This is a genomic window from Blautia sp. AM42-2 (assembly GCF_003480245.1).
Taxonomy (GTDB): domain Bacteria; phylum Bacillota; class Clostridia; order Lachnospirales; family Lachnospiraceae; genus Fusicatenibacter; species Fusicatenibacter saccharivorans.
Map to the genome: position 1 here is coordinate 144,106 of NZ_QUIM01000001.1, position 12,252 is coordinate 156,357.

Below are 12,252 nucleotides of genomic sequence, written 5' to 3' on the forward strand. Positions count from 1 at the left end.
CCGTGGAGAGATTATGTTTGTCTTAAGAGAAGGTTTCACAGCAGATTCTGTTCCGGTGAAGTCGGGAAAAATGTTAATTTTATATTGAATTAGGTCGGGAAAAATGTTAAATTAGAGTAAGAATAACCAGGGAAAAATGTGAAATAATAAAAAAGAGAAATGGAGGAAGGTCAGCATGCGTCGATTTGCAATGGATAAACTATTAGACTGGAAGAAAAAAAGTAACAGAAAACCACTGATTTTAATGGGAGCCCGGCAGGTTGGTAAAACGTGGTTAATGAAAGAATTTGGTAAGACATATTATGAAAAAACAGCCTACATTTCTTTTTACAATAATCAGAGAATGCAGGCGGTTTTCGATACGGATTTCGATATAAAACGTATTATTATGAACCTCAATATTGAATCAGGCGTAACGATCACCCCAGAGAATACATTGATTGTTCTGGATGAAATTCAAAATGCACCGAAAGCGTTGGAATCTTTGAAATATTTTTGCGAAGAAGCACCGGAATATCATGTAATAGCAGCAGGTTCACTTCTTGGCGTGGCGCTTCATGAGGGAATATCCTATCCGGTGGGAAAAGTAGATTTACTGGACTTATATCCATTCAATTTCAGAGAATTCCTGTGCGCTATGGACGAAGAAGGACTGGAAAACGCGTTGGAAACAAAAGATTATAACTTGATTGACAATTTTGCGGATAAATATTTGTTCTGGCTGAAAAATTATTATTATACAGGCGGCATGCCAGCAGTTGTAGATGCATTTCGCTTGAATAAAGATTATGCAGAGGTACGACAGATACAGAGTGATATTGTACGGCAGTATGAGGGTGATTTTGGAAAACATATCAAAGCAAAAGTTCTCCCAAGAATACGAATGGTATGGGATTCTATTCCGATGCAGCTGGCGAAGGAGAATAAAAAATTTTTCTTTGGACAGATAAAGAAAGGAGCCAGAAGCAGCGAATTTGAAATAGCAATTCAGTGGCTTCTGGATTGTGGATTAGTATATAAAGTCAACCGGGTAAATGAGCCTCATATGCCGCTGAAGGCGTATAAAAATATGAATGCATATAAATTATTCGTACTGGATGTAGGACTGCTCGGAGCAATGAGTGAACTGCCAGCAGAATCCATATTGGAGGGTAACGATATTTTTGTTGAATTTAAAGGCGCGCTTACAGAACAGTACGTTCTGCAGCAGTTGATTTCAGATACCCCTTATACGCCATATTATTATGGAAATGAAAAAGCAACTTTCGAGCAGGATTTTCTGATTCAGAAGGCAAAGAGTATTGTGCCGATTGAAGTAAAGGCGGAACAGAACATTCGATCCCATAGTCTTAAAACATATTGCGAAAAGTTCCAGCCGGAAGAAGCAGTTCGATTTTCAACATTGAAGTATAAAGAGCAGGAGTGGATGGTAAATATACCATTATACGCTGTTTGCAACTTATAAATTAAAACAGCTATAAATCCCACGAAAGAAGGTGATCCCCATGCCATTTAAAATCATCCGAAACGACATCACAAAAGTTCATGCCGATGCGATCGTCAACACAGCCAACCCTTAGCCAATTTACGTGAAAACGTATCAGAGGGGCGGTTACTTTAATCAAAGCCAGACGTTCCACCCGTTTTACCAGCCGGAGCAGATCAAAAAGGAAGAACTGGACAAAATTCTCGAAGCCGACAGCATCGCTGATGACAGCACAATCCAGAATGCTTTTTACGATGCCCCGACAGTTGTCTATCTGTTTGCACCGTATACCTACCCAAACGACGCACAGGACTGCTGCGTTGCAAAATCATTTACGATCAGGCAGAATAAACCGAAAAATCCCGGGGAAATATGTGAACTTCCGGGGTTCATTTTGGATGGAAATATTCTTGCAATTTTACAGCGCAGTTATTATAATAAAGACAAGTTCTGCGGTAAACTCATTTTTCGCAGAAAACGCCAGAAGCGGAGGCTGACGTTCAAAAAACAAAAAAGGAGCGTAAGAGAAATGGCAAAAATTTTAATTAGCCCTTCTAAATATTTACAGGGCGCAGGGGAAATGAAAAACATCGGAACATATGCGGCAAAATGCGGAAAGAAAGCACTGGTTCTGATCAGCCAGGGAGGCTACAGACGGATCGGAGCAATGATCGAAGAAAGCTTTGCGGGAAGCGACTGCGACGTTGTTTTTGATTATTTCAACGGCGAGTGCTGTGAGAGTGAGATCAACCGTCTGGTTGCTATCGTGAAAGAAAAAGGCTGTGATCTGGTTATCGGTGTCGGCGGAGGCAAAATTTTTGATACCGCAAAAGCAGTTGCCTACTACGCAGAAATACCAGTATTTATCTGCCCGACCATCGCATCGACCGATGCACCATGCAGCGCACTGTCTGTTGTATACACAGAAGAGGGTGTATTCGAGAAATACCTCTTCCTTCCGGCAAACCCGAACCTGGTTCTGATGGATACCGACATCATCGTAAAATCTCCAGTCCGCCTGACCGTAGCCGGAATGGGTGATGCACTTGCCACCTATTTTGAAGCAAGAGCCTGCCAGAGAAGCGGAGCTACTTCCTGCGCCGGCGGAAAAACAACCGAGGCAGCGATGGCACTCGCGAAACTCTGCTTTGACACTCTGATGGAAGAAGGCGTAAAAGCCAAAATCGCTCTTGAAGCCGGCGTATGCACCCCGGCAGTCGAGAAAGTCATCGAGGCCAACACCCTCCTTTCCGGAATCGGTTTTGAAAGCGCAGGCCTCGCAGGAGCCCACGCCATCCACAACGGCTTCACCGTACTCGAAGAGTGCCATCATATGTACCACGGTGAAAAAGTAGCCTTCGGAACCCTGACTCAGCTTGTCCTGGAAAACGTACCGCTCGATGAACTCGAAGACATCATCTTATGGTGCATCGAAGTCGGTCTCCCAGTCACCCTAGCTGAACTCGGTGCCGGAAACGTAACCGACGACCAGCTCATGGAAGTAGCCAAAACCGCATGCGCAGAGACCGACACCCTCCACAACATGCCATTCGAAGTAACCCCGGAGACCGTCTTCGCCGCCATTAAAGCAGCCGACGCCTACGGTAGATACTATCTCGACGAAGAAGAATAACCCGTATGAAAAAAGATCTCCTGCCAACCCCAGGAGATCTTTTTTCATACCCAAATTTAATCAATACAAAAAATAGAAGTTTCCAACTCCCTTCCTATATGTTAAAATAAACTCACCCCATTTCACAGAAAAAACATAAACCCATGTTAAAGTAAAATGGTAAAAATATCAAACATAAAAACACAACGAGATCAGGAAAAAGCACGAGCGGGCGGGCAGCCGGGCGTTTTCCGTCCGTTATATAAAGGAGACAAAACTCATGGAAAAATTAAAAATCCTAGTAGTAGACGACGAAAGCCGCATGCGCAAACTCGTCAAAGATTTCTTAGTAAAAGCCGGATACGACGTCATAGAAGCCGGTGACGGCGAACAGGCCGTAGACACCTTCTACGCCCAGAAAGACATCGCCCTCATCATCCTCGACGTTATGATGCCCAAAATGGACGGCTGGCAGGTCTGCCGCGAAATCCGCCAGCACTCTAAAGTCCCGATCATCATGCTCACTGCCAAAAGCGAAGAACGCGATGAACTCCTCGGCTTTGACCTCGGCGTAGACGAATACATCTCAAAACCATTCTCCCCGAAAATCCTCGTCGCCCGCGTCGAAGCCATTCTGCGCCGCAGCGGCAAAACCGGCGAAGACGACGTATTAGAAGCCGGCGGCATCCGCATCGACAAAGCCGCCCACATGGCATCCATCGACGGAAAACCAATGGAGTTAAGCTATAAAGAATTCGAACTCCTCACCTACTTCCTCGAAAACCAGGGAATCGCCCTCTCCAGAGAAAAAATCCTGAACAACGTCTGGAACTACGACTACTACGGCGACGCCCGCACCATCGACACCCACGTCAAAAAACTTCGCAGTAAAATGGGCGACAAAGGCGATTTAATCAAGACCATCTGGGGCATGGGCTATAAATTCGAGGCGGACGAATCATGAACGGAACAGAAAAACAAAATGGGACTTCCATGGAGATGCCTGCAGAAGATTCCCGTGTGACAATGGGAAACCAGACGGAGAAAAAGCACCGGTTTCACTTGAAAATGCCACAAAAGGGAAGAAAACACTCCGTCAAAAAACGAATTGCCTACACTTTTATTGCGACCATGGCAGCTACCCTGCTTATCATCGGCCTGATCAATTACTTCTTTCTCGGGTCCTTTTATATCCGGGATAAAGAACACATTCTGGCAGAGAGCTTTCAGAAACTGAATGCGACAGGCGGAGACAGCGACGATATCCCTGATACCTTCGAGCAGTTCTGCGTTACCAACAACCTGAAAGTCATTATCACCGGACCGGAGCTCAGCAGCTTCGTCTATTCCAACGCAACCGACCGCCAGAGCCTCCAGACCCTGATCTTCGGCCTGATCAGCGGAAACGAGCAGGCAAATACCAAAGTCGTTGACAGCAAAGACAACTATCAGATCCAGAAATTCTACGACAGCCACGCCGATGCCGAGTATCTGCAGATCATCGGCTGGTTTGACAATGGAAACTGCTACTTTGCAAGATGCCCGCTGGAGAGCATCACGGATGCGGTCGGCCTTTCCAACCAGTTTTACCTCTTTATCGGCATTCCGATCATCATCATCGGTGCCATTGTGATCTGGATCATCACCCGCCAGATCGTCCGTCCGGTGCAGGAGCTGACCGAAATTTCGAAAAAAATGGCAGCCCTTGACTTCGATGCCCGCTACGTGAGCGGCGGAAAAGACGAGATCGGCGAGCTTGGAAACAACTTCAATGTCATGTCCGAACAGCTTGAGCAGGCGATTTCCGAGCTGAAAAGTGCGAACGTTGAGCTGCAGAAAGATATTGACAAAAAAACGCAGATTGATGAAATGCGCCGCGAGTTTCTCTCAAATGTCACACATGAGCTGAAAACCCCGATCGCTCTGATTCAGGGTTATGCGGAAGGCCTGAAAGACAACATCAATGACGATGAGGAAAGCCGCGAGTTCTACTGCGATGTCATCATCGACGAGGCGGCAAAGATGAACGAGATGGTCAAAAAACTCCTGAACCTGAACCAACTCGAGTTCGGTGAGGATCAGGTCAATATGGAACGGTTCGATCTGAACGCCGTGATTAAAGGTGTGCTGCAGTCCTCCGACATCCTGATCCGCCAGAAAGAGGCAAAAGTGCTCTTTACCGGCGGCGACCCGCTCTATGTCTGGGGCGATGAATTCAAAGTCGAGGAGGTTATCACCAACTATCTGACGAATGCCCTCAACCATCTGGACTACGACCACACGATTGAGATCAGCTGCAAAAAAGAAGGGAATGTCGTAAAGACAACCGTTTTCAATACCGGGGACCCGATCCCGGAGGAGGATCTCGACAAGGTATGGGTGAAATTCTTCAAGGTGGACAAAGCGAGAACAAGGGAATACGGCGGAAGCGGCATCGGCCTTTCCATCGTAAAAGCCATTATGGATTCCTTCCAGCAGCAGTGCGGCTGCCAGAATTACGACAACGGTGTGGCATTCTGGTTCACACTGGAGGCAGATGGAAAAACGGAAGAAGCATGATTGCAAAAAGCGTGCCAGAAAAAGGAAATACAGCCTTTTCCTGGTGCGCTTTTCTTGCATAAAGGAAAAAGATGGTGTAGAATAATAGCACAAACGGTCGAAAAGAGAGGGAGAGAAGAGATGGCGGATTCCAACAGTACAAAGAGTGCGCTTGCAGATGCAATGAAAAAATTGATGGTATGCAAGTCTTTTGCGAAAATCAGTATTTCAGATCTCTGCGAGGAATGCGGTCTGAACCGGAAAAGCTTTTATTATCATTTTAAAGATAAATACGATCTGGTAAACTGGATCTTTTATGTGGACTTTCTGACAAACATGGGCGGAAAGAACTTTGAGAATGAATGGGATGTGCTGGTGGCGGTCTGCAATATTTTCTATCAGAATAAAGCATTTTACCAGAGTGCCCTGAGGATCGAAGGGCAGAACAGTTTTAAGGATTACTTTTACGAGATGCTCGAGCCGGTCATGGCGTTTTTTGTACAGGATCTCTTTCAGGTACAGAATCAGAAACTGTTTGTAACGTTCTTCTGTGATGCCTTCCTGACCGCGGTTCTGCGCTGGTTTTCCATGGAAAGCGAGCTGGAACCGGAAACGTTTGTCGAAGAACTGAAAGAAGTGATATGCAGATCATCAGAAAAAATAGCAGCCAAAGCGGAACCAAAGAAATAAAATTCCGCTTTGGCTGTACTTTTATGCATCTGCGAGCAGTTCACGGTAAAATATATTCCGAAGAGACAACTCTTCAAAGGAAACGGTGGGCGTATCGAGTGTGCGGGCCATGTGATCCGGCAGAAGCAGCAGATACGCCGGATTGGCGGTGATAATCTGCTCAATTTTGCGGGAGTCTTCCTGCACTTCGATCGGGAAGAATGGCTGTATGGGGGTGAAGCGGTACTGTTGAACAACATCGGAAACAGCCCGGATACTTTCTTTTGAGCACGAATCATCTGCGACCAGAAAGAAAAAGACACTCTGTTCCATCTGGGAATACAGGTGGTCAAAAGAGAGCAGATAAGCGGCAGCATCTGCATCCTGATAGACTTTGTGCATACCGAACAGCGTTTTCTGACGGCGCAGGGCTTTTGCCATGGAAGCCGTTGAGGAGGCATCAATTGGAAGAGAAACCATCAGGTTCGGGCAGGATAAAAGCAGTTTCTGCTGTTTTTCGGTAAGCGGCGTATCGGAAAGAAACCAGAGAAACGCGCATTCCGGATGCGACTGGATAACGGCAAGGTAGGATTCCATATCCTCATGATGATCCATGGAGCGGAGCTGATAAGAGTAGATGCCGTATGTCAGACCGGTTCTGACCACGGATGCAAAAAACGAGGAATCGTAAGTGTCCGGGATGCGGCTGTCGAGACGGAGCTTGACAACCCAGGGAACAGCAAAGGAAAGTTCTTTCTGCTTCTGGCGCAGAATCTGCGCACCGTAGGTAAAACTGTTGTAGCCGATGTTGATGCCGAACTGACGAAGCGCTTCCGGATCGTTGCTGCGCAGCAGAAAGTCGATCGCCTGATAATACGGGCTTTCATCGTTGCGCAGAAGATCCTGAAAAATGGCAAAAATCTGATTCTGAAAGCGGCCGCGGGAAAATTGGCGGCCAAGATCGCAGAGCTTGCGGACGCTGCGTTTCGGATCTGCGTCCATCTCCACCATCGCGCGTGCAACTGTTGTGTCGATCAGTGCGCGGGTGATGTCCTGTGAATTCATAATGTGTTCCTCCGATCAAGTAAAATAAGCTGTTTTTATCATAGCAAAAAGAACACGGTAAAAACAGGGACAAAGAACAGGAATTGTCTAAAAACTCCATTCTTTAAGGAAAATTTACCAGATCTTCAGAAGAAATTTCTTTTTCTTTTGTGGAAAAAGTGGTAAAATAAAGTTATATGGTACAAACTATCGATTCTGCTGCGCCAAAAACGCGGCGGAACCATCCGAAACGATTCCAGAAAAATAGGAAAAACGAAATGGTTTTCGAACATGGAAGATAAAAGGAGGCGTTTTGCATGAAATTTGATATGCACTGCCACACAAAAGAGGGTTCGATGGATGGAAAAGTCATGATTGAGGAGTACATCCGAACACTGAAACGAAAAGGATTTGGAGGAATGTTGGTATCCGACCACGATTCCTATGACGGATACCGCGAGTGGAAGAATGCCATCAAGGGAAGAGCACACCAGGATTTTGTGGTATTAAAAGGTGTTGAGTACGATACGTGCGACTGCGGCCACATTCTTGTGATTATGCCGTTCGGCGTAAAATTAAAAATTCTGGAGCTGCGCGGCCTGCCGGGATCGATCCTTGTCAAGATCGTCCATGCGTACGGCGGAATTTTAGGACCGGCGCATCCGTACGGCGAAAAATTTATGAGCATGATCAGCACGAATGAACGGAAGAAAAAGTATCAGCAGCGGATTGCCCAGCTTCTCCCGCAGTTCGATTTTGTTGAAATTTTCAATGCGTGTGAGAGCGCGGAGACGAACGCAAAAGCGAAACGGCTGGCGGAGAAATTCAATAAGCCCGGCTTTGGCGGAAGCGATGCGCACCGGCTGAACTGCATCGGAAAAGCGTACACCGAGCTGCCGGATACCATCAGAAGTGAGGATGATCTGATCGCCTACGTAAAAACGTGCCCGCAGATCGAATGCGGCGGAGAACATTATAACGGAACGACGAAAGACCGGATCGGCCGCCTGAACATGGTGCTTGTGGATTCGTTCTATTTCTACAACAAACTTGCAAATGGCTGGCGCTGGCGGAAGCGGAGGCGTGAGCTGTTTGATATCATAGAAAAAAAACTCTGATGAATGCCTGGCAAAAAAGCGTGCCGGAAACGTTTCGTTCGGCACGCTTTTTCCTGCCCTGCATTTGAATCGAAAAAGAGAGGAAACATACGTATGCTTGCAATATTTCTTGCGCCGGTCTACATACTGGCAAATGTATTTACCGCCTACTGGCTGCTGCGGTGGATGAAGGAGGTGCATCCTCTGTTCCGCCATCCGGCCGTGCTGGGTGTCATTTTGGTGCTGTATGCATTTTTTGCACTTTCCCTGCTGACGAGCTTTCTGATCAAAAGAGATCCCGTTCACCGGATTTTAAAGGTCATCAGCAACTGCTGGCTCGGCATGTATCTGTATTTTCTTGGCTTCACCGCGATTCTGGTGCTGCTGCGCTTCATTTTTGCGCATACGGCACTGACGAAAACTTGGCTGTATTCTCTGATGGGATTGAAAGCGGTCGGCCTTGGCGCGATCCTTTTTGTGACGGGAATGTGCATCTACGGAATGGTGCATGCAGTCCATATTTACACGACACGATATGAGGTTCCATCGAAAAAGGATGCACATCTGAAAATTGCGCTCGTCGCAGATCTTCATCTGGGGTACAGCATCGGCAGTCATCAGATGGAAGAGATGGTGGAAAAAATCAATGCTGAGGAGCCGGATGTCGTTGTGATTGCCGGGGATATTTTTGATAATGAGTACGATGCCATTTATGAGCCGGACCGCGTGGCGGATCTTCTGGCGGGCTTAAAGAGCCGGTACGGCACGTACGCCTGCTACGGCAACCACGATCTCGATGAGAAGATTCTCGCGGGCTTTACGTTTGAGACGAAGGAGGAGCGCATCGCCGACCGCCGGTTCGGTGAGTTTCTGGACCGCGCGAAGATTCATCTGCTGGAGGATGATGTGGTCTGTATCGATGATGCCTTTTATCTGGCGGGCCGAAAAGATCCCGACCGGATCCGCAAAACGCAGGAGACACGCGACACGCCGTCCGAACTGCTTACCGGACTGGACCAGTCGCTTCCAGTTTTTGTGATTGACCACCAGCCGTCGGAGCTGACCGAGCTGGCAGAGGCAGGCGCAGACCTTGATCTTGGCGGCCATACGCACGACGGACAGCTCTTCCCTGGCAATATCTTTACCGGCCTGATGTGGGAGAATGCCTGCGGGATGAAGAAAGTCGGAGACATGTACAGCATCGTCACCTCCGGCGTGGGCCTCTGGGGACCGCCGATGCGGATTGGAACGAAAGCGGAAGTGGTGATCATCGATTACGGAAAATAAGGGTTGACAAAACCGGAACGCAGAATTATAATACAACAAAACTACGAAACAGAGGTTATCAACGATGAACAAGATGCACAGCGTACAGATGCACAGGGACGACGATTGATAGCGCTTGTATCAAAGTGAAGACTACTATACTTCACAGGTACAGGCGCTGATTGTGTTGTACCTGTGTGGAAGATAAGGCAAAGGGAAACCACACTGGGAGAAAAAGAAATACCCCGTGTGGTTTTTCTTTGCCATTTTTTATCCATGCGGGAATGACTTGAAATTTACATCAGAGAAGGGTTGTGATCGTATGGGACATACAGATTATGTCCATATGGATTTTCTGCTGATTTTGCGGCGATAAAGAAAAATCAGAACAGAAAGGCAGAAAAGACTATGAAGACAGAAATGAATACCGTAAAAGTAAGAAAAACAGACGAACTCGAAGCAGAGCAGTTAGGAGCACACATCGGCGAAATCGTGCGGCTGCATGGAAGCATTTACAAAATCCGAAAAATGAGCTCATTTGCATTTGTGCTGCTTCGGACGAAACGGCAGATGGTACAGTGTGTGTACGAGCCGGCGTATGCCCGGTTTGCATTGGAGGAATTAAAAGAAGAGGCGTGTGTCCGGTTTAACGCGGAGGTGATCCGTGAAGAGCGTTCCAGAAGCGGGTATGACCTGCATCTGTTAGAAGTGGAAATCCTCTCCGAGCCGGAAGAAGTACCGCCGGTTGTCATCAACCAGAAGCGGGTCAACACTTCGATTGAGAACCTGCTGGACTATCGCCCAATTACGCTGCGCAACGAAAAAGAGCGCGCGATTTTCCAGATCCAGGCAAAGATCTGCCAGGCGTTCCGCGAATTTCTGGACAGCCATCACTTCACCGAAATCCATACGCCAAAAATCGCAGCGGCAGGAGCCGAGGGCGGAGCTAATATCTTCTCCCTGTCGTATTTCGGCGAACAGGCATATCTGGCGCAGAGCCCGCAGTTTTACAAGCAGATGATGGTCGGCGTCTTCGAGCGTGTCTACGAGATCGCACCGGTCTTCCGGGCGGAGAAACACGACACGGCGCGTCATCTGAACGAATATACAAGCGTGGACTTTGAGATAGGCTATATCGAGAACTTCGAGGACATCATGGCGATGGAGCAGGAGATGCTGCGGTACACGTTTGCACGGCTGCAGGAGACATGCGGAGCGGAGCTTTCGCTTTTAAAAGCAGAGGTGCCGGTGATCACGGAGATTCCGAGAATCCGTTTTTCGGAGGCGAAAGAGCTGGTGAGCCGTGTATACAAAAGAGCCTTTTCGGAGAAACTGGACTTTGAACCGGAGGAGGAAAAACTGCTGTGCGAATACGTGAAGAAAACGACAGGCAGTGACTTCGTATTTGTGACACATTATCCAAGCGCCAAGCGCCCGTTCTACGCGATGGACAGCAGAGAAAACCCGGCAGTGACGGAAAGTTTTGACCTTCTCTTCCGCGGCCTTGAAGTGACGACCGGCGGCCAGCGCATCCACAATTACCGGGAGCAGGTGGAAAAGATCGAAAGCCGCGGCATGCATGTGGAAGCGTTTGAGAGCTATCTAATGATGCACCGCTGCGGCATGCCTCCGCACGGCGGCCTCGGTCTTGGGCTGGAGCGGTTTACGGCACGGCTTCTCGGATTTGAAAATGTGCGGAACGCATCCCTGTTTCCAAGAGACATTCACCGTCTTATTCCGTAAACCAGAAGAGTGTAAAAAACTCCGGCGAAGCCGTGGCGCAGATCCACGGGCTTAGCCGGAGTTTCATAAGATTTCCCTCCCTTTTGAAAGAGAGCGTAACCGTTTGGATATTTCTATTATACACCAGGGGAGTGAAAATGACAAATTGTTTATTGCAGACAGGATTGCTGTATAAAAGTCAGAATTTTTGCAGAAATGAGCCTTGTAAAGCGTCCGAAAATAGGCTATACTAAACAAGGTTTGGCTGCCGGCAGAATCTGGCAGTATCGGCAAATATTGGAAAAAAGAAAGACGGGAGTTTCCCGGTTTGAGGATAGGAAAATATGAAATTATATGACATTTCCGGAGAGCAGTTTTCCGCAATGGACGCGCCGCGTCATCTGATGACGGAGGAAGGAACGGCGCAGACGACGCTCGACCGGTCACTTGGCATCTGTCAGGTGGCGGAGCTTGAGGGAAAAGTGACAAGAGAAGTGCTCGAGGAGGTCATGGAAGAAGACTGTGAACGTCTCCTGATCCGCGGCGATGCGCAGATTACACGCGATGGGGCAGATTACCTGGCAGAGAAAAAACTGGTGCTGCTCGGTGTGGAGCAGGAAACCGTCGGAAATGAGACATCAGGGAATGATGTTCATCAGCAGTTACTGAAAAAAGGCACGGTGATTGTTGAAAATCTGAATCTGGAGAAAGTGACCTCTGGTCATTATTTTCTCGTGGCTGCGCCGATCCAAAAGAAACACCAATACGGCGGCCCGATCCGTGCGGTTCTGATCGAAAATTAGGAAATGCCCTGTGTG

Annotated in this window: 10 protein-coding genes; 9 read left to right on the forward strand and 1 reads right to left on the reverse strand. The window is 47.7% G+C overall.

Annotated elements, in window-relative coordinates:
• Positions 1–175: 175 nt before the first annotated feature.
• The 5 genes from DW915_RS00765 (at position 176) to DW915_RS00790 (ending at position 6,326) form a co-directional block, all read left to right on the forward strand.
• On the forward strand, positions 176–1,465 hold the full coding sequence (locus DW915_RS00765; protein ID WP_118741398.1) for an ATP-binding protein: 1,290 nt from the start codon (positions 176–178) through the stop codon (positions 1,463–1,465).
• A 550-nt stretch (positions 1,466–2,015) separates the two neighbouring features.
• The gene (locus tag DW915_RS00775; protein ID WP_118741536.1) at positions 2,016–3,119 is read left to right on the forward strand and encodes a glycerol dehydrogenase; all 1,104 of its coding nucleotides are present in this window, start codon (positions 2,016–2,018) and stop codon (positions 3,117–3,119) included.
• A 259-nt stretch (positions 3,120–3,378) separates the two neighbouring features.
• Positions 3,379–4,062: a response regulator transcription factor gene (locus DW915_RS00780; RefSeq protein WP_118741399.1), complete on the forward strand. Its 684-nt coding sequence runs from the start codon at positions 3,379–3,381 to the stop codon at positions 4,060–4,062.
• Entirely contained in the window at positions 4,059–5,657 is a 1,599-nt protein-coding gene (locus DW915_RS00785) for a sensor histidine kinase (protein WP_243033766.1), read from the forward strand. The genes DW915_RS00780 and DW915_RS00785 overlap by 4 nt, the downstream gene beginning before the upstream one ends.
• A gap of 120 nt (positions 5,658–5,777) precedes the next feature.
• A complete protein-coding gene (locus DW915_RS00790; protein WP_055218182.1) occupies positions 5,778–6,326 on the forward strand; it encodes a TetR/AcrR family transcriptional regulator C-terminal domain-containing protein in 549 nt (182 codons plus the stop codon).
• Positions 6,327–6,347: 21 nt separating this feature from the next.
• On the opposite strand, the gene DW915_RS00795 is transcribed toward DW915_RS00790, so the two are convergent.
• Positions 6,348–7,370 carry a hypothetical protein gene (locus DW915_RS00795; protein WP_117812859.1) on the reverse strand — a complete coding sequence of 341 codons (1,023 nt, stop codon included), beginning with the start codon at positions 7,368–7,370 and terminating at the stop codon, positions 6,348–6,350.
• A gap of 296 nt (positions 7,371–7,666) precedes the next feature.
• On the opposite strand from DW915_RS00795, the gene DW915_RS00800 reads away from it, so the two are divergent.
• The 4 genes from DW915_RS00800 to DW915_RS00815 all read left to right on the forward strand — a co-directional run bounded on the left by DW915_RS00800 (position 7,667) and on the right by DW915_RS00815 (position 12,237).
• Complete coding sequence (locus tag DW915_RS00800) at positions 7,667–8,467, forward strand: PHP domain-containing protein (protein WP_117812860.1); 801 nt, start codon at positions 7,667–7,669, stop codon at positions 8,465–8,467.
• 93 nt (positions 8,468–8,560) lie between these two features.
• A complete protein-coding gene (locus DW915_RS00805) occupies positions 8,561–9,733 on the forward strand; it encodes a metallophosphoesterase (protein ID WP_118741400.1) in 1,173 nt (390 codons plus the stop codon).
• A gap of 387 nt (positions 9,734–10,120) precedes the next feature.
• Positions 10,121–11,455 (forward strand): aspartate--tRNA(Asn) ligase, encoded by a 1,335-nt coding sequence (gene aspS, locus DW915_RS00810; protein WP_330422656.1) that lies wholly within the window; start codon positions 10,121–10,123, stop codon positions 11,453–11,455.
• A 323-nt stretch (positions 11,456–11,778) separates the two neighbouring features.
• On the forward strand, positions 11,779–12,237 hold the full coding sequence (locus DW915_RS00815) for a hypothetical protein (RefSeq protein ID WP_117800885.1): 459 nt from the start codon (positions 11,779–11,781) through the stop codon (positions 12,235–12,237).
• Positions 12,238–12,252: the final 15 nt, after the last annotated feature.

Coding starts and splice junctions, on each gene's coding strand:
- DW915_RS00765 (WP_118741398.1), top strand. CDS start 176: ATGCGTCGATTTGCAATGGATAAACTATTAGACTGGAAGAAAAAAAGT.
- DW915_RS00775 (WP_118741536.1), top strand. CDS start 2,016: ATGGCAAAAATTTTAATTAGCCCTTCTAAATATTTACAGGGCGCAGGG.
- DW915_RS00780 (WP_118741399.1), top strand. CDS start 3,379: ATGGAAAAATTAAAAATCCTAGTAGTAGACGACGAAAGCCGCATGCGC.
- DW915_RS00785 (WP_243033766.1), top strand. CDS start 4,059: ATGAACGGAACAGAAAAACAAAATGGGACTTCCATGGAGATGCCTGCA.
- DW915_RS00790 (WP_055218182.1), top strand. CDS start 5,778: ATGGCGGATTCCAACAGTACAAAGAGTGCGCTTGCAGATGCAATGAAA.
- DW915_RS00795 (WP_117812859.1), bottom strand. CDS start 7,370: ATGAATTCACAGGACATCACCCGCGCACTGATCGACACAACAGTTGCA.
- DW915_RS00800 (WP_117812860.1), top strand. CDS start 7,667: ATGAAATTTGATATGCACTGCCACACAAAAGAGGGTTCGATGGATGGA.
- DW915_RS00805 (WP_118741400.1), top strand. CDS start 8,561: ATGCTTGCAATATTTCTTGCGCCGGTCTACATACTGGCAAATGTATTT.
- aspS (WP_330422656.1), top strand. CDS start 10,121: ATGAAGACAGAAATGAATACCGTAAAAGTAAGAAAAACAGACGAACTC.
- DW915_RS00815 (WP_117800885.1), top strand. CDS start 11,779: ATGAAATTATATGACATTTCCGGAGAGCAGTTTTCCGCAATGGACGCG.